Source organism: Paenibacillus tengchongensis (assembly GCF_008973665.1).
GTDB classification, from domain to species: domain Bacteria; phylum Bacillota; class Bacilli; order Paenibacillales; family Paenibacillaceae; genus Paenibacillus_AQ; species Paenibacillus_AQ tengchongensis.
Genome location: NZ_WACP01000011.1, coordinates 148,301 through 165,921, shown reverse-complemented (window position 1 = coordinate 165,921; position 17,621 = coordinate 148,301). Strand labels below are relative to the sequence as shown.

The window sequence follows — 17,621 nt, the reverse complement described above, 5'->3', positions numbered from 1 at the left end:
AACCCCGCTAAAGATAAACTTATTTCCCCCGCTTGTTATGCCAGATGAGGGCATGCAGCTGGGGCAGTACCCGCACCCGGTTCATTTCCGGGTCAGCAATAACCAGCTGGAACAGCCATTCCAGCTTGCCCAGCAGCCGGACCGAGATATCGCCTTCCTCCGTCACATTATCGTTGCCCGGCTGCAGGAACAGCGGCACCGACGGGTAGCGCAGATGCACTTGCTTCGCATAGGCATAATCCGCCGCATCAAACACAACCACCTTTAAGCTGTGGGCCCCTGCTTCGCTTCCTTCCAGCTTGGCCATAATATCATCCAGTCTGTCCCAATCCGTCTCCATTCCCGAGCTTGGCGGTTTGGGGCTAATCGTCAGGATATCTACCTCAAGGAACCACTCCTGCCACCGGCTGCCCTGGGTCTCGATTGCCGCCCGGAGCCCGCGCGCATGCAGATCCCCGATGAACTGCCCCATCGCATCGCCGATCAGTGCCGGATTGCCGCCGGAAATGGTGACGCAATCGTAATTGCCGCCGGCAAGCTCGTCCAGTGCGGCAACAATCGCTTCCGGTTCCATCAGCTGTACCTGGTCTTTGGCCGAGCCGTCCCAGGTAAAAGCAGAGTCGCACCAGCCGCAGCGGTAGTCGCAGCCGTAGGTGCGGACGAACATCGTCTTGACCCCGATGACCGCTCCTTCGCCTTGAATCGTTGGGCCGAAGATTTCAATCACCGGAATCTTACTCACAATCACAGCCTCCAAACCTGCGGTAGGACGGTCCGTCCTCCGGAATATCGGCAGCCAGCACTTCGGCCCAGGAGGTCGGTGTTTCCCAGAGCTTAACGGAATAAAGCGGCAGGGCAGCTTCCTTCAGCTTGTAGGCGATATAAGCCGCCATATTCTCCACTGTCGTCCGGAAGGAGAGCAGCGCCACCTTCGAGCCGGTGGCCTTAAGCGTCTCCAGCACCGGCTCATTGCCCATAGCCAGGAAGGCATGGTCCAGCCGGTCCACCAGGCTCGTCTTCACTATTGATTTAATATCGCCGAAATCAATGACAAAGCCTTCACCGGAGTCGCCGGCAGTCTGTGAAGGAACTCCCTTCAGCACAACCTCCAGCTTATACGTATGGCCGTGCAGATTGCTGCATTTGCCCTTGTGTCCGATCAGCTGATGAGCGGCATCAAAGGTGAATATCTTACACACCGATACTTCGTTCAGCATGGCGGTGTACCTCTCTTTCCGCTTCATACTGCGCCAGTCCCCGGCTGCGCAGCTGGCAGGCGGGACAAGTCCCGCAGCCGCTGCCGATGATACCGTTGTAGCAGGTCAGCGTATGCTCACGAATATAGTCAAAGTGGCCGAGCTGGTCGGCGAGCGCCCACGTTTCTTTTTTATCGAGCCACATCAGTGGGGTATGAATGACAAATTCAACATCCATCGACAGATTGAGTGTCACATTCAGCGATTTCACGAACACATCGCGGCAGTCCGGGTAACCGCTGAAATCGGTCTGGCATACGCCTGTCACAATATTCGCGTAACCCAGCTGCTTGGCAAGAATGGCGGCGAAAGACAGGAATAAGAGATTCCGTCCATCAACAAAAGTCGTCGGCAGCTCGCCCTCAGCCCCGGCTTCAATCGCAATGTCACTGCGCGTCAGCGCGTTGGGTGCCAGCTGATTCAGCAGGCCCAGATCAAGAATATGCTGCTTTACGCCGAATTTGCCGGATATCGCTTTGGCCACTTCAATCTCGGCGGCGTGGCGCTGATTATAGTTAAAGGTGACGACCTGAACTTCCTCAAACTGCTGCAGGGCCCATACGAGACAGGTGGTGCTGTCCTGGCCGCCGCTGAATACGACTAACGCTTTTTTATTCATAAATATCTCCCTTTCCCGATGACTTACCGGTTGTCGACTTTCTCCGGGTACAAATCGTGGTTCATCAGCCGGTGTTCGGCCATGGCCTCGTATTTGGTTCCCGGACGGCCCCAGTTGCAGTAAGGATCAATCGAAATGCCGCCGCGCGGTGTAAATTTGCCCCACACTTCAATATAACGCGGCTGCATCAGGGCGATGAGATCATTCATAATGATGTTGACGCAATCCTCATGGAAATCGCCATGGTTGCGGAAACTGAACAGGTACAGCTTCAGCGATTTAGATTCGACCATTTTGACATCCGGAATATACGAGATATACATGGTGCCGAAATCCGGCTGTCCCGTTACAGGACACAGGCTGGTGAACTCGGGACAGTTAAATTTCACGAAATAATCGCGGCCCGGATGCTTGTTGTCAAACGGCTCCAGCACCCCGGGATCATAACCGAAGTTGTACTTTGTCCCCTGGTTTCCCAGCAAGGTAACCTCCGGCATTTCCTCTTTCAATCTTCCTTCTGACATGACAAAAAACCCCTCTCTTTTCCTCCGGCACGGCTGCCGGGAATGGAAAGAAGAACGAGATTTCGGAAACATGGCTCTACTAAGAAGCTGTCTTAGTTTTTTATAGAGGGAGTTTGCGAACCTCTCCTGCGCAGTCTGCACAGAATTCTTCTTTAATCATGCTGCTGCCAGCGTTTGAACTATACCATGGCGGAAGCAGGGTTGACAAGTCTGTGGCCAAAGCGATGGATTCAAATTAGCCAAAAAGGGTAACTTATCTTTGATAATAACCGCAACCTGATGGAATGGGGGCACAGATATGGAACCAACCGTACAACTGCTAAAGGATTGGCTGGAAGCTCAGGTGGGCGCCACGCTGGTGATTACGAAGCAAGAGCTTGAAGATAAGGACATTGTCCATTTTCATCTGGAGACTGTAGAGTTCCGTGATGCGGAAAGCACCCTTGACGATTACCTGGACAGTGCCCTGATTCTGAAGGGCTCCGGAAATACGATGAATGCGGATGGCGACTTGGTCCCGCTGCCGCAGAGCACTTATGAAATTGCCGTTGAGGGGCTGAAGGTCGTGTCCTCCTCGGAGCATGGTGCAGAGCTAAAGTCAGAACGGGCCAAATATACACTGTCTGTAGACTGATTCTTCCTAAGCAAAGAGGCTGCGGATTTCCGCAGCCTCTTCTTCGTGTAGATTATAGGTCATTCTTCGCCGATGATTTCAACCTCGGTCTCCAGCTCCACACCGAACTTGCCTTTAACGGCTGCCTGTACATGCCGGATTAAACCGATGTACTCTCCGGCCGTGGCATTGTCCACATTGACAATAAACCCGGCATGCTTGCGGGAAACCTCGGCACCGCCGATCCGTATTCCCTGCAGTCCGCTCTCTTGGATCAGCTGCCCGGCATATAGCCCCGGCGGACGTTTGAAGACGCTGCCGCAGGAAGGGTATTCGAGCGGCTGCTTCGACTCTCGGAGGAACGTCAATTCATCCATCTTCGCTTGGATCAGCGCTTTCTCACCCGGCTGCAAGGCAAAACGGGCCTCCAGCACAATGTATCCCCCGCCGGAGAAGATACTTTTACGGTACCCCCACTCCAGGTCTTCACCTTGAAGTGTTACCATCCGCCCAGCCTTGTCAATCACCAGTGCGCTGTGCAGCACATCTTTGATTTCCCCGCCGTAAGCTCCAGCATTCATATACAAGGCTCCGCCTACCGTACCGGGAATGCCGCAGGCAAATTCCAGGCCGGACAGACCCTGCTCCAGGGCATAACGCGAAACGTCGATAATCTCCGCACCGCAGGCGGCATAGAGCAGCCCGTCCTTTATTCCGGTCTCCACCATGCCGGCGGTCTGCACCACAATCCCGCGGATGCCCCCGTCACGAATAATGACGTTAGAGCCATTGCCAAGAACCGTCAACGGGATGTCGTGTTCGCGCGCATATGTAACGACCTGATGAACTTCCTCATACGAAGCCGGTATGGCTAAAATATCTGCTTCTCCGCCCATGTGTGTAAAGACATGCGGTTTCAGCTCTTCCCGGCGCTTAACCGTCCCGGAGGAAACCAGCTGCCGCAGGTCTTCTTCAATCTTCAGGATATTCATACGTTTTGCTCCTTTAAATACGATAAATAAAATGACCGTCTATGTGACTGCCGTACCATTCGTTTCACAACTTTAACAACGAACAGGCTCCCTTGTCAATGACAGGAGCCTGAGGCCAAGTGTATAATTTTGAAAAGTTCCGTGAGCCTTAAGCCTGCTTCTCCGCCGCCGCCCTTCGGAATTCCGTCCTGCGAGCGGCCCGTTCCTCTTCCTTCAGCCGCGGGCAGGTGTAACAGTAGCTTCCGCCTTCCGTACGGTAATATTGGCAGCAGCGGTTGCGCATGTTGACGCTCTTGTCCGGGCTGTCCAGAGCCTCGATCTTGCGGACCGTCACTTGAAACGGATTGCGGCGGAGACCGAAGATCGAGCTGTCGAGCTCTTTAAGCGCACTGTAATCCTCCAGAATCCTTCCGGCAGGCAGGCGGTCCCCGCTGCCGTTAAGGTCCGTTCCGCTGGAGGACAGCAGTTCCACGTAGTAATTGAATTTGGTCGGCTGCTGTCCCCAGATTTCGGTAAGGGCCAAGCCGCTGACAGCAGACAGGGTTGACAGCAGCGGTGCGGCATGCTCGTGATAGAACGTCTCAAAGACCTTGCTGCGCCAAGCCTTACGCTCCTCCTCTCCTTCAGGCGCAGTGGCCATGCTCCATGGCTCCAGGGAGAAGGCAACCCGGCAAAAGCCATTGGCCGGAATCAGGTGTACTGAAAGATTCTGAAGGATAATCACCGGAACGGCCGAATATACGGAAAGAGAATATTGCACAGCAAGCGCCACGCTGGCGAACCAGCCGCCGAAATATGCCGCCGTCGCTTTGTCGTCCAGCGCTTTCATCATGGGTCCGTAACAGGCAAGGAAAGTCCTCATCCCTTCGGGCTCCAGCAGCTCCGAAGTACGGAACGTGTGCTGCGCTTCCTGCGGCGGCGCGGGATGAAGATCGAATTTGCCGCTGATGTCTTTGATTTCTGCTTCCCACATCACTATTCCTCCTCTGTTCTCCTGCAGCTCTGCTGTGTGTTACATTCCAACAGCTTTATAGGCCGCTAGCTCATACGGCAGGCACAATGGAACGCCTGTGCGCGGATCGGGCACAATATCCGCTTCGATCCCGAATACCTCGCGGAGGACGACAGGTGTCATAACCTCGGTCGGTGCCCCTTCACTGATGACCTTGCCTGATTTAATGGCAACCATGTGCTGGGCGTAGCGGGAGGCGTGATTCAGGTCATGCACCACCATCACGATCGTCCGGCCTTCCTCCTCATTCAGCTTCTGCAGCAGCTGCAGCACTTCCAGCTGATGGGCCATATCCAGGAAGGTCGTCGGTTCATCCAGGAACAGAATGTCCGTCTGCTGTGCCAGTGCCATGGCAATCCAGGCGCGTTGGCGCTGCCCGCCGGACAGACGGTCAATCGGCCGGTCATGGAAGGCCTCCATGCCGGTGACGGAAATCGCATTCGCAATGATCTCGCGGTCCTCGGAAGTCATCGTGCCGAAGCCCTTCTGGTGCGGATAGCGGCCGTACCCTACCAGCTCTGCGACAGTCAGGCCGTCCGGAGCCGTCGGATTCTGCGGCAGGATGGCAAGCTGGCGCGCCACTTCCTTGGTGGATAACGTGTGAATCGATTTGCCGTCCAGCATGACACTGCCGCTCTTCGGCTTCATGATACGCGCCATCGTCTTCAGGATGGTGGATTTGCCGGAACCGTTAGCCCCTACCAGCGCAGTAATCTTACCAGTCGGCAGCGACAGGTTTAGTCCCTGCACAATCGTGGCCTCCGCATAACCTATACTCAGCTGTTCCGTGTTCAATCTTTCCGACATTACCTTCACTCCTTAATTAGGTAGAAATATGTATTTAAGCCTTGGCTTTAGATAACAAATTCAAGAAATGAATGAGTATGATTCTCATTATCGCAAAAATCAACAGGTTGTACAAGCTTTCACGACTATATAACTTTTCAGTTAAAAAAGCTGCCTCCCAATTTCCCGGAGGCAGCTTGCTGCATTATTTATGAAGGTGGAACGGCACGGTGGCGACGACAATATCCTTTTGATTCATCAGATAAGAACGGATGAACAAGCTGGTCTGGTTATGCAGCACAGCCTGCCACCAATGCTTGGTGATAAACTGCGGAATCAGAATCGTAATGTGATCGGTAGAAGCGGTCTTCCATTCAACGGTGTCGATGAACTTGACCAGCGGCCGCAGAATACTGCGGTATCTGGAGCGCAGCACGATCAGTCTTACGCCGGGATTCCACTCTTCCCATTTCTGCTCCATCTTGTGAATTTCTTCTTCGTCGAAGCCGACATATACAGCTACTACATTATCGGTAAGCGATTTGGCGTAGCTGATGGAATGCAGAACAGCCTTGGTTACACCCGACACCGGCACGACGACTGTGCTGCCCTTAATGCAAGGCTTATCGGTAGCCGGACAAATCCGCAGCTCATCCGCCGTGTTCTGATAATGCTTGTGAATCCGGTGAAACATGTACATGACGACCGGCAGGAAGATGAACGCCATCCACACGCTGGAGAATTTCGTGATGATAAAGATCATCGTGATGGTGAGCGTCGTCAGCATCCCGATTGTATTGACGGTGAATTTGCCCTGCCAGCCCTTAGGCTTCTCTTTCAGCCAGTGGAACATCATGCCCAGCTGCGACAGCGTAAACGGAATGAATACGCCCACAGCATATAGCGGAATCAAGCCGTCGGTATTGCCGTGGAAGGCGGTAACGAGCAGTGCGGACAGTACGCCGAGAAAAATAATCCCGTTTGAGAAGCCCAGCCGGTCCCCGCGCACCATGAAGGCATGCGGCAGATATTTGTCCTTGGCGAACATGAATGCGAGCAGCGGAAAAGCGGAATATGCCGTATTGGCGGCCAGGAACAGGATGACTGCGGTAATTCCCTGAATGAAGAAATAAAGTCCGCCACGGCCGAATGTAGCTTCAGCGATCTGCGAGATCACCGTCGCCTTCTCATCCGGCGTAACCCCGTACCAGTAGGCCAGCAGTGTGATGCCCGTAAACATCAGCCCCAGAATGACGCCCATCATCAGCAGCGTCTTGGCCGCATTCTTCTCAGCCGGCGCTTTGAAGTTCGGAATGGCGTTCGATACCGCTTCAACCCCGGTAAGCGCCGAACAGCCGGAGCTGAACGCCTTCAGCAGGAGAAACAGGCTGACATTGGATACGGCGCTTCCGAATTCAGGCACTTCGGCATGGGCGCCGCCGGTCGCATATTTTATAATACCGGAAATAATCAGGACAAAGATGGAAAAGACAAATAAATATACCGGGATAGCAATAAAGGATGCTGATTCGGTCACCCCGCGCAAATTAATTATGGTCAGGAAAACAATAACAGCTACGGCGATCAGCACCGTATGATCATGCAGACTTGGAAAAGCCGATGTAATCGCATCGGTCCCGGCGGACGCGCTGACCGCTACGGTTAGGATATAGTCCACCAGCAGAGAGCCGCCGGCAAGCAGCCCCGTAGGCACACCCAGGTTTGTTTTAGCTACAATATAAGCGCCACCGCCCTGCGGGTAGGCAAAGATGGTCTGACGGTAAGAAAGAATCAGCACAGCCAGCAAGAATAATACGGCGAGCGCAATGGGCAAAGAGTACCAGATTGCCGTGAAGCCCGCAGCCACCAGTACAATCAGGATTTGTTCCGTTCCGTAGGCTACTGACGAGAGCGCGTCGGAGGAGAGAACAGCCAGTGCTTTCACCTTAGATAACTTTTCGTGATCGAGTTCGTTCGACTTCATCGGACGCCCGATCAGCAGTCGTTTTACCTTGCTTACCATTGTTGATAACAATTCCTTTCTGGGTGTGTTGAACGGTCATGCCGTGCGCTGTTTTCATAGCGGGTTTCATAAATGCAGGCAGCAAAATAAGCATACGGAAATGATCCGCATGCTTAAAAGCATCGTCATTATCCCACCGTTGCTTACGAGGTTAGCTGGCGGATTCGGGCTGTGGTAGCCCTACGGAAGGTCCCGTGTAAGGACCCGCTCCGATTCACCCCTTTGGCAGACTTGCCAAGTTTGGTTCCCCCGTTTTTCCTGCGGAAAATTCAGCGCGTATTCAACTTCTCACAAGGACTAATATTAGTCTACAAACCGTTCCCAGTAAAGTGCTGAAAGTGATGAAAAGAAATGAAAAAACATCCAAAACACCCGATTCCATCACGGGGGGACACAAGCTCTTTCATTCTCGCGTATTATCCCATTTTCCCGTGTTTTTAGAGTGTTTTGGATGTTATTTGTGACAATAAATGATGAAAATAATTTCTGCCTAGTTCCCTGTTATTGTTCAGTGTCCTGCGCTTCTTCCTTACGCCCTGTCCATAGGAGAATGGCGATCAGGGCAAAGGCGATTAGCGCCAGAAGCGGAATGGTGATGAAGCCGAAAAAATTTAAATAGTCCTTGTTGCAGGGTACGCCAACCGTACAGGACGCCACCCGGCTCAGCGCCGGAATCTTTTGCTCGGCATAATGGAAGATCGAGATGCTTCCCCCAATGAGACTGAGCGGCAACACATACGGGATAATCCGCTTATCGTTCCGGTAGGTCGCAATGCCGAGCAGGATCAGCTGGGGATACATGAATATCCGCTGAAACCAGCAGAGCTTGCATGGCTCGTACTTCAGCACTTCGCTGAGATATAGACTCCCCGCCACCGCTATGACCGAAACAAACCAGGCCAGATAGAGACAATTCCGTTTACAAAAAGCAGCGAAAGAACTCACTCCGCGCTCACCGCTTCGGCTGCGGCTTTAATCTGTTCATCGATGGCCGACGTATTAAACGGCTCGGCCAGTTTCACTCCGTTGACATAAAGCGATGGCGTCGAGGTCACACCGGAAGCTTCCGCCAATGCGATGTCTGTATTGAGCTTATCCAGATAGGTCTCTTCTTCGATGTCTTTGCGCAGCAGGTCGTAGTCAATGTCCAGGTTCTTCTCCTGCGCCAGGCTGACCAGATAATCCTCCGTGGCCCACTCCTCACTCTCTTCGCCCTGATTCGCATAGAGGGCATCGTAATATTCCCAGAAAGCATCATTGTTCTGATGGTATACCGACAGGGCTGCAAGGGAGGCTGTCTTGGAATCCGCTCCTACAAAGGCCATGTTGACAAAATAAAGGGCTGCTTTATCCTGTTCAATGTAATCCTGAACGATCTTCGGCTTAATGAGTCCCGCAAAATCGGCGCAGGCCGGGCATTTGAAATCGCCGAACTCGACCAGCTTGACCGGTGCGTCCTCGCTGCCGAGTCTTGGTAACGTGCTGTAGTCGAACTCGACCGCTTCCCCGGAGGTGGAGGCTGCCGGCTTATCCTGGGCGGCCAGCATGCCGAGCCCTACAAAGATTATGACCACCAGCGCGATCGTTCCGATGATCAGAAATCTCGTTTTTTGCTTTTGTTTCTCCAGTTCGGCCTGGCGTTTCTCCTGCTTCTTCATTTGGGGAAGCGCAGCGCTTTTACGTTGGTTTGTGCTCAAAGAGACTTCCTTTCTGTCCGGTTGGACCACTGAATTTATATCACTACCTTTCAAAATTATATAATTAAACTTCTCATTTTGGCAAACTTCATGACACCGCTTCGGTTGCCAATTGTTTACGGTTCTCTGATATTGCAGGTTCCGGCTGTCGGGTAACAGCACATTTGCGGAGTTTAAGCCTCACTGTAAAAATCATGCCGCTGCCGGCTGCCGGCTCTGCAGTAATCTCGCCGTTCATCAATTCCACCAGCTTGCGGCAGATCGCGAGACCCAGGCCTGTACCGGTGTATTTGCGGTTATGGGCGGCATCGACCTGGGAGAACGGCTGGAACAGCAGCTTCAGCTTATCGGGAGGAATGCCTATTCCCGTATCGGTGATTTGAAATTGCAGGGATGCTGTACCTTCGTCGTATGCAAGCTGCTTGGCGGAGACCCGGACAGTGCCGGTTTCCGTGAATTTGATCGCGTTGCCGATTAAATTCACCAGAATTTGCCGGATGCGGGCTGCGTCACCCTCCAGAAGTTCGGGAAGATCCTCATCCATGTGCAGCTTAAAGCCGAGCGCTTTATCTTTGGCGTTGGCTTCAAACAGGTTCATGCTCTCCAGCAGCAGCTGCTGCAGGCTAAAGGGATCCTCGTGCAGCCGCAGTCCGCTGGCTTCAAGGCGGGTAATATCCAGAATATCGTTCATCACAAGCAGCAAGGCATGACTGCTGCTGTTCTGCAGATGAAGCAGTTCCCGGTGCTCCGGATCGCGGATCTCTTCGGAGAGCAGCTGATTGATCCCGATGATTCCGTTCAGCGGCGTGCGGATTTCATGGCTCATGGTGGCCATAAATTCACTTTTAATCCGGGCGGCGCTTTCGGCCGCTTCTTTTGCTACAATAAGCTCCTGCTGATATTTGGCCAGTTCGCTGATATCTTCAGCGACAATATATATGAGACGCTGGTCCCTGTTAATCAGCGGGAAGACCGTCGTGCTGCAGATCATTGTACCGCCTCCCTTGGTTGCCACGGACAGTTCAAGCTTGGCGTAATGTCCATGGGCGGCGCGTTCTACAGCGGCTTTCAGCGCCGAGCGATCCTCGGGGCGGTTAAGAATATGCTCATAGTCCCGCAATTCCTCGCTGGAGTATCCTGTCATTTTTCGCAAGGCCGGGTTGGCACTTAACACCTTTTTCAGCTGCGGATCAATACAGACCACCATATCTGGATTATACTCGAACAATGCCATGTAACGCTGCTCGCTGAGCATCGCGGAGCGGAGCACCCGCTGCCGGTCCCTATAGAGCATAATCAGGACAATAGACGCGATGAGGACAAAGACTCCTCCCAGAATCATTCCGAAGAGCCAATCATTGAGCAGCGGGCCGTTGACAAGAAACCGGGGCGTTTCTGTAGGGACAAAGGAAGCACCGGCCATGACGGTATAATGCGTGCCGATAAGTGCGCCGGTCAGGATCAGGACGAGCGCTGTTTTTTTGAGTGAAAGAATATTGTAGGGATTAGCTGTCCACTTCGGCTGATAGGAAGCAGTAACGACGGGAACGATCAGGGAGAACAATACAGATGCAAGCACGGATTCAGCGGTCTGTCCGTATTCCGCCGGAAGTCTCAGCGCCATCACGCCGCTGTAATGCATGATCAGAATGCCCCCGCTGAGCAGCACGCCGCCGAATCCGAGAGAAGCGGAACTGCGAGTACGCGGATTGTTCAATAGACTGAACAGCACATAGGCTGCCGAGGCTGGAATCAATAAGGAAAATATTAATATAGGAAGGTCATAAGAGACCGGATACTTCATGTCCATGGCACGCATGCCAATAAAGTGCATCCCCCACATCCCGATGCCCAGAATGCATGCTATCATCACTATAAATGCCTGACTTTTAGAGACGCGCACTAAGCGGTCAGCCAAATCCACTGCTATGAAACAGGAAAGTAAGGCGATCGCCATCGAAAAGAGGACCAGCAGAAGATTATGCTCCACCAGGTGAATCCCCAATAGTTTCCTCCCCCTTCACTTACTCTGAACCGCTCTATCCAATACTTACATTACCTTTACCCGTCTCCATTCGACGCGAATCCGGAAGATTATGGTACAGTTTGCCGGCATGGCAAAAAGCATGGCACCTGAGGAAAGGCACCATGCTTCAAATGCGGCGGTTACGCTCCGGCTTCTTCAGTCATAAACTGAAGCTTCAGTAGCTTAATCCGTGATATCCGCTTATTCTCCGTTTCTTCGACAACAAACAAATGACCGTCGAATTCTACAGTCTGGTCTTTCTGCGGCGGGCCGCCTTCCAGCCTGGAATACAGCCAGCCGCCAATCGTATCATAATCATCCGTATCCATATGCAGACCCAGCTTCCCGTTGATTTCCTCGATTAGCATCAACCCGTCTACGGAATACTCATCTGCCCCCAGCTTCTCGATTCCGGGGCGCTCCTCGTCGAATTCGTCCTGAATTTCGCCGACGATTTCTTCCATAATATCTTCGAGCGTGACCAGCCCGGAAGTACCGCCATATTCATCAATCAGGATAGCGATCTGTGTCTTGGCCCTTTGCATGACTTTAAGCAGCGCGCTGATCTGAATGGATTCCGGAACCGTCAGGATCGGGCGGATCAAATCGCCGAATCTTGGCGAGTTGTCGCGGATCAGGTCCTTAATATGAATAAATCCAAGGATGTGGTCCTTGTCGCCGTCACACACAGGATAACGGGTACGCATGCCTTCAAATGCAATCTCCAGATTCTCTTCCGCGCTAAGATGATTATTCAGACAGATCATCTCGGTGCGCGGAATCATAATCTCCCGGGCCATGGTATCGGCGAACTCAAAGATATTGTCCACCAGCGCCATTTCCGTATTGTCGATCAGACCATTCTTGTTGCTCTCCTGCATAATAATCCGGATCTCTTCCTCCGTGTGTGCCGTCGCCAGCTCCGAGGCCGGAGCCAGGCGGAAGAATCGCAGCAGTCCTCCAGCCAATCCGTTGACAATCCAGATAAAAGGATACATGAGCCGGTAGAACAGATTGATGGCTCCCGAAGTTAACAGAAGTACAGACTCGGCTTTGTTGACCGCCATAGTCTTCGGAGCGAGTTCACCGAGCACAATATGCATCACTGTAATCAGCACTAAGGCCAGAATCAGCGAAAGCACATTGACCGTGGCTGTGCCAAGACCCAGGCTTTCCAGCGCCGGACCGGTAAGAGCGGCGATCGCGGGTGCTCCAAGCCAGCCGAGGGCGAGCGAAGCCAGCGTAATCCCGAGCTGACAAGCGGACAGATAGCCGTCGAGGTTGTTGACGATCTGGCGCGCGGACACCGCCCGCTTGCTGCCTTCCTCTATCAGCGTATCGATGCGGACGCTGCGCACCTTGACCATTGCGTATTCCACCGAGACAAAAAATCCGTTTAAGAGGACAAGTAACAAAATAAGACCAACATGTAATATACCGGGTAAAGGGTCGCTCAAATTAACTTCCTATCCGCTGCTGTTCACGACCAGGAGCGGATAGGCCCACCTCCTTCGTCTGTTCAAAATTGTGGCAAGTGCAGCACCGACAAGTCCTTTCTGATTCAATTTCCCAATGGTCTCAACTCCTGACTGCAGTCACGATAATTAAAATATAGATTTATTATATTAGTGTATTAGGGCAAACCGCAAGCATGCCTGTCCCTCTTAAAATAACAGCATATGCGCCAAAACGGCAAAAAGCAACGGCGAACCGCCCGAAGCAGCGGTTCGCCGTAAATTGCAAAACTTTAGGAATGCCCTTCCGGGCAACTGTTTAACGATAGTTGCGGGTGGTCGGCGGATTGCCGATGACACCTGGATATTGGTAGGTCAGCTCTTCGTTGAATGTAGCGTAATCGAAATTCACCATCAGCAGTACGATCCGCTGTCCGGTTTTCGGGTCGCTGATAATGATATGGTCGCGGCCCGCAGCCTCAAGTATACCGGTGAAGACCTTGGCATTCCATTGACTGTTGTTTTCGTAAGTAAAATAGAAGGTACCGAGCTTACCCAGATTAAGACGGAATATGTTCTCAATATACGACTGTTCAAACACTGGGGACGTGGTAGGCACTACTGTCCCTGAAGGCATCATCGGGCTGCCGCTGGTAACCTGCGGGGGCACCGTTCCCATCTGGCCCATGCCCATGGTTCCGCCCATGGTGCCCATCTGGGGCATAGGGGCCGGTCCGCTCGAAGTAGTGCTGCCGATCATGTACGTTACCGGGCGATAAGGTTGCTGAGAAATCATTGGTCAAAACCTCCTGAAGTTTGGATGCACGGACATACAGCTGCCCGCATATGGTTGTAAATCACTGATGCTGATTGCACTGATTGCTGCTAATAAACAGCCGGACAATCTTCGCCGGACGGTGCGAAGAAGCAATGCGCTTTGAAGCGGCCGGTGTTCTGCTGGTTATACCAGGTTCCCGGGCAAGCGCCTACCGGACGGAAGAACCACAGTGCATTGGATGCCGGCCAGGTTCTCTCCCCTCCGATGGCTCTTTGCGCCAGCCGGATATCCCTGTCTCTCGCCTTTTGGTAGAAATATCCTTTCTGCGGCGCTTCGAACCCCCCCGGACTCTGGAAGACCATGTCGTCGATGCTGCGGATGTTTCTGAAATCGAGGCAATTGCCGAGAATCCGGTTGACCCCGACATTGCCGACCATCAGCATGCCCTGATCTCCGTCCTCTTCGGCTTCCGCCCGCATCAGCCGCGCCAGTACCTTCACATCCTCCGAATTTGCTTTGATGACGGCCACGCGCTCTCCTCCTTGATTGGCTTTGTAAGCATCCCCTTTTCCTTGCTGCTCGCTGTATTGTATGTGCATCCGCCTAGTGAGGTGACAGTCCAGCCCAAAGTTAATCCGTTAATCGGCTGGACGGCTTAGGGTTCATAAATCATTTTGCGTGTCATTCCTCCGTCAATCACCAGCTCCGCTCCGGTCACAAAATCATTTCCGGGCGCCGTCAAATACAGACATGCCCGGGCAATATCCTCCGGCTTACCAACCCGCCCGGAAGGATGCTGTATATGGTCTATCTCCCGCAGCTGTCCATATTCCCCGGTCTCAATCCAGCCGGGACTGATGCAATTTACGGTGATCTTGTCCGGTCCAAGCGTAACCGCCATAGCGTGGGTTAGCGCTGCTATCGCCCCTTTGGAGGCAGCATAGGCTTCGGTATCGGACTCGGACATATGCGCCCGTGTGGAAGAGAGGTTCACGACAGCTCCCCCGTCCGGATTGTTGCGCATAAGCTTCGCCGCTTCCCGGGTGGCAAGAAACATTCCCCGGACGTTGGTGTCCATCACTTTATCCCAAGCTTCGGCCGTCAGCTCATAGAAGCTTGCGGTGTGCGCATCCGCAATTCCCGCATTGTTGATCAGAATATGGATGCTACCAAAGCGTTCGGCAGCAAATTCCACCATCCGGATAATTTGCTTCTCATCGCTGACATCACAGGAGATGAATTCGGCAATGCCTCCTGTTTGCCTGATCTCCTCAGCCGCTTTGCGTCCGGTTTCCTCCTTAACTTCGGCAATAACCACATTTGCCCCTTCGGCTGCATAAGCCGCCGCGACGGCCCGTCCGATGCCCTGCCCGGCTCCGGTAATGACAACGGTCTGATGTTCATAGGTTCCCATCGGTTCACGCTCCGCTTCGTTAGATTATGGCACAATATAAATATCCCCTTGCTTCCGGCAACGGAAACAAGGGGAATTGTACAGGAAACTTTACGGGTTTGTAAAATGACCGGACGTTACTCGGCGGTGGAATAGTACCGGGGCTGGCGCTGAAACCCGTAATACCGGGTACCCTGATAGGTCAGCAGCCCCCGGTCGCCTTCCGCACTCATTCCGAATTCATCCCCGTTGACTTTGAATTCCTTACGTATGCCACCCTCAGTCTCATAGGTCAAGTAGTACACTGTGGCCGAACGGCTGACCTGGTTATCGTCCGGCGGCCGCTGGCGGACTTCGCTCCGCTTGCTGACAATGCGGGCGGGTACGGACAGCAGGGGCGAGCTGTTGTTACGGCTCCACTGAAGCAGTCCCTTGCCTGCAGATACAGCGACAATGCCAAAGATCAGGGCGGCAAAAATCGGAATGACCGTTCCGGTAAGATCGAACATCCATGATGAATCCGGGCCTATTCCCATGACATCTTCCCCCTTGCTTCCATAAATTCCGGCCGCGGGATGCATGCAGCTCTTCTATATATATATATATGCCTCTGCCGGTCCATAAATCATCACAAAACCGGAGCCTGGCAGAAATATATCATTATTCTCTAATCAAACACAAAGACCGCCGTCTCTCAAGGAACGAGAGCAAAGCGGTCTATGGTAAGAAGAGTGCACAATCTATTAAGCATGAACAAGGTCCAGGAATTGCTTGGTTTCGTTCTCTTCCACAGGCATCATGCCGTTGTCGGCCCAGCAGGCTCTGCACTGTTCTTCGGTCTCGCACAGATGGGCATCGTCACAGTTATAGCACAATTGCAGCAGGTTGCGGGTAGTATAATCATCTTCAAAAAGTTTCATAAGTAATCTCTCCATTCGGATGAAAGTTTGTGTTTTGGCTTTGTGAAATTTTGAACTTGCTTTCTATGTGTTAAATATATCACAAGCTCAAAGAGTTGTCATGTGATTTTTTTCACATTTTAAAGAAAAATTTAAAATATACCGATTTAATTAAAAAGCCGCCCGGAGGCGGCCTTGTTACTATTATTATCATACTTCTTTTAAGCCTATAACACCCGCCAGCTGACTCCCCCATTGGTCGTCTGCAGCAGTATAGAGCGGCGGTCCTCTTCTTTCTGGATCAGCAGCCACCCGACATCCCTGGAGATGAACTGCAGCTTCACAATTTCCGGATACTCCAGCAGCTTGGATTGAAGCACACTGCTGGTCGGCAGAGCGGTCCAGGTCGTTCCGCCGTTCACCGTCTTGTATAACCTGTCGTCATTTATGATCCAGCCGGTCTCGGCATTCAGAAAATCCGGAGCAATATGCCGGTTAATGCCGGTCTGATCCCGGAAATTAAGAGAGACGAACTTCCAGTTCATCCCGCCGTTGGCCGTGAAGTAACCGTTATAACTGATGCTCTCCTGCTTCTCCTTCTGGCAACCGACCGGCATCCAGCCCGAAGTGTTTCCCCCTGCAAAAAACTGGGGTTCACCGGTAATCACCCTGTCACAGCCTGCCAGCTGCGGGTTGACGAGAAAGTCCTGGCCCTGGATCCAGGTGGTACCGCCATCCTGTGTCATATAGATTTTGGGCAGCGCCCCTGTCTGAAGCGTGACAAAGCCCCGCAATGCATCGCGGAAGATCATCCCCGTCGTTACCCCGTTCATCGGAAGGGTGGTGTTCGGCAGGCTGGGATTATATTGCTCATTCTGCATGACCATGTTCCAGGTAGCCCCGCCGTCGCCAGTGGCATACAGCGCTTTGCTCTCTTTGGTGGAGCTGGCATCCCAGGAGGTCATGAGCCAGCCGTGCTGTGTATTGTAGAAATAAATAGACGAGATGTTATTGCTGTCGGGAAAAGAGGAGATCTTCCAGTGTTGACCGCCGTCGGACGTCCGCAGCACTACAGTCTCGGTTAACCCGAAGGCACTGCGGATAATCCAGCCGTTATCGGGGTCAGTAAAAAAGATTTCCTGGCCATAGACCGGATTAGCCATAAACTGAACATTGGCAGATGGAGAGATATTCGACCAGGTGCTTCCGTTATCTCTTGTCATATACATCCGCAGCTCATTTTTAGTGACGCCCCAGGCCAGCCCTGCCGATTCGTTCAGGAGCCGGAAATCCGTCAGGCGGGTCTGAATCTGATATTTCGGGGCGCTCTCGTTGTCGACGTTCTTGGCATCGGGCGGCGTAATCAAGGTAATGGTCTGCCCTTCCTCCGGCGCTTCCGTCGGCTGCGGAGCGAAAGAAGGCGCCGGCGGCGGAGAAGAGGAGCAGGCTGCAATCAGCATGAACACCAATATGACTGCCAATACAGCCGCAGCTTTATAACCGGCAGATTTGTTAGTCATCCCAGTCTCTCCCCTCCTGCTGAAATATA

The 17,621-nt window shown here is 52.8% G+C and carries 19 protein-coding genes and 2 riboswitches; of the genes, 1 reads left to right on the top strand and 18 read right to left on the bottom strand.

Going from position 1 to position 17,621, the window contains the following annotated elements; all coding sequences use genetic code 11:
- Positions 1-19 precede the first annotated feature (19 nt).
- Genes queE through queF form a run of 4 tightly spaced genes read right to left on the bottom strand, consistent with a single transcriptional unit; the run spans position 20 to position 2,399 of the window.
- Entirely contained in the window at positions 20-745 is a 726-nt protein-coding gene (gene queE / locus F1381_RS18815; protein WP_151736477.1) for a 7-carboxy-7-deazaguanine synthase QueE, read from the bottom strand.
- Positions 735-1,217 carry a 6-pyruvoyl trahydropterin synthase family protein gene (locus F1381_RS18810; RefSeq protein ID WP_151736378.1) on the bottom strand — a complete coding sequence of 161 codons (483 nt, stop codon included), beginning with the start codon at positions 1,215-1,217 and terminating at the stop codon, positions 735-737. The genes queE and F1381_RS18810 overlap by 11 nt, the downstream gene beginning before the upstream one ends.
- Positions 1,192-1,875: a 7-cyano-7-deazaguanine synthase QueC gene (gene queC, locus F1381_RS18805; RefSeq protein WP_187355446.1), complete on the bottom strand. Its 684-nt coding sequence runs from the start codon at positions 1,873-1,875 to the stop codon at positions 1,192-1,194. The genes F1381_RS18810 and queC overlap by 26 nt, the downstream gene beginning before the upstream one ends.
- A gap of 23 nt (positions 1,876-1,898) precedes the next feature.
- Positions 1,899-2,399, bottom strand: a complete 501-nt coding sequence (gene queF, locus F1381_RS18800) for a preQ(1) synthase (RefSeq protein WP_151736376.1) — start codon at positions 2,397-2,399, stop codon at positions 1,899-1,901.
- Positions 2,400-2,485: 86 nt separating this feature from the next.
- Positions 2,486-2,529, bottom strand: a riboswitch (PreQ1 riboswitch).
- Between the two features lie 168 nt (positions 2,530-2,697).
- Here queF and ymzB point away from each other — a divergent pair.
- Entirely contained in the window at positions 2,698-3,033 is a 336-nt protein-coding gene (ymzB, locus tag F1381_RS18795; protein ID WP_151736375.1) for a protein YmzB, read from the top strand.
- 59 nt (positions 3,034-3,092) lie between these two features.
- Here ymzB and murB read toward each other — a convergent pair whose 3' ends face one another.
- The 14 genes from murB to F1381_RS18730 form a co-directional block, all read right to left on the bottom strand.
- Positions 3,093-4,004: a UDP-N-acetylmuramate dehydrogenase gene (murB, locus tag F1381_RS18790; protein WP_151736374.1), complete on the bottom strand. Its 912-nt coding sequence runs from the start codon at positions 4,002-4,004 to the stop codon at positions 3,093-3,095.
- A gap of 148 nt (positions 4,005-4,152) precedes the next feature.
- The gene (locus tag F1381_RS18785; RefSeq protein ID WP_151736373.1) at positions 4,153-4,977 is read right to left on the bottom strand and encodes a (2Fe-2S)-binding protein; all 825 of its coding nucleotides are present in this window, start codon (positions 4,975-4,977) and stop codon (positions 4,153-4,155) included.
- 39 nt (positions 4,978-5,016) lie between these two features.
- The gene (locus F1381_RS18780) at positions 5,017-5,823 is read right to left on the bottom strand and encodes an ABC transporter ATP-binding protein (protein ID WP_151736372.1); all 807 of its coding nucleotides are present in this window, start codon (positions 5,821-5,823) and stop codon (positions 5,017-5,019) included.
- Between the two features lie 184 nt (positions 5,824-6,007).
- Positions 6,008-7,825, bottom strand: coding sequence for an APC family permease (locus F1381_RS18775; RefSeq protein WP_151736371.1), 1,818 nt, complete (start codon positions 7,823-7,825; stop codon positions 6,008-6,010).
- Positions 7,826-7,950: 125 nt separating this feature from the next.
- Positions 7,951-8,110: riboswitch (cyclic di-AMP (ydaO/yuaA leader) on the bottom strand.
- Between the two features lie 216 nt (positions 8,111-8,326).
- The gene (locus F1381_RS18770; protein ID WP_151736370.1) at positions 8,327-8,770 is read right to left on the bottom strand and encodes a disulfide oxidoreductase; all 444 of its coding nucleotides are present in this window, start codon (positions 8,768-8,770) and stop codon (positions 8,327-8,329) included.
- Positions 8,767-9,522, bottom strand: a complete 756-nt coding sequence (locus F1381_RS18765; RefSeq protein ID WP_246188099.1) for a DsbA family protein — start codon at positions 9,520-9,522, stop codon at positions 8,767-8,769. The genes F1381_RS18770 and F1381_RS18765 overlap by 4 nt, the downstream gene beginning before the upstream one ends.
- Before the next feature lie 88 nt (positions 9,523-9,610).
- Positions 9,611-11,392 carry an ATP-binding protein gene (locus F1381_RS18760; protein WP_187355445.1) on the bottom strand — a complete coding sequence of 594 codons (1,782 nt, stop codon included), beginning with the start codon at positions 11,390-11,392 and terminating at the stop codon, positions 9,611-9,613.
- A 296-nt stretch (positions 11,393-11,688) separates the two neighbouring features.
- Positions 11,689-13,005: a hemolysin family protein gene (locus tag F1381_RS18755; protein ID WP_151736368.1), complete on the bottom strand. Its 1,317-nt coding sequence runs from the start codon at positions 13,003-13,005 to the stop codon at positions 11,689-11,691.
- A 316-nt stretch (positions 13,006-13,321) separates the two neighbouring features.
- Entirely contained in the window at positions 13,322-13,798 is a 477-nt protein-coding gene (gene gerQ, locus F1381_RS18750) for a spore coat protein GerQ (protein WP_151736367.1), read from the bottom strand.
- Between the two features lie 89 nt (positions 13,799-13,887).
- Entirely contained in the window at positions 13,888-14,310 is a 423-nt protein-coding gene (locus tag F1381_RS18745) for a cell wall hydrolase (RefSeq protein ID WP_151736366.1), read from the bottom strand.
- Positions 14,311-14,435: 125 nt separating this feature from the next.
- Positions 14,436-15,194 carry an SDR family NAD(P)-dependent oxidoreductase gene (locus F1381_RS18740; protein ID WP_151736365.1) on the bottom strand — a complete coding sequence of 253 codons (759 nt, stop codon included), beginning with the start codon at positions 15,192-15,194 and terminating at the stop codon, positions 14,436-14,438.
- Positions 15,195-15,310: 116 nt separating this feature from the next.
- On the bottom strand, positions 15,311-15,703 hold the full coding sequence (locus F1381_RS18735; protein ID WP_151736475.1) for a DUF2500 domain-containing protein: 393 nt from the start codon (positions 15,701-15,703) through the stop codon (positions 15,311-15,313).
- Positions 15,704-15,916: 213 nt separating this feature from the next.
- Positions 15,917-16,093 (bottom strand): hypothetical protein, encoded by a 177-nt coding sequence (locus F1381_RS28415; RefSeq protein WP_187355443.1) that lies wholly within the window; start codon positions 16,091-16,093, stop codon positions 15,917-15,919.
- 206 nt (positions 16,094-16,299) lie between these two features.
- The gene (locus tag F1381_RS18730; RefSeq protein WP_151736364.1) at positions 16,300-17,592 is read right to left on the bottom strand and encodes a WD40/YVTN/BNR-like repeat-containing protein; all 1,293 of its coding nucleotides are present in this window, start codon (positions 17,590-17,592) and stop codon (positions 16,300-16,302) included.
- Positions 17,593-17,621 lie beyond the last annotated feature (29 nt).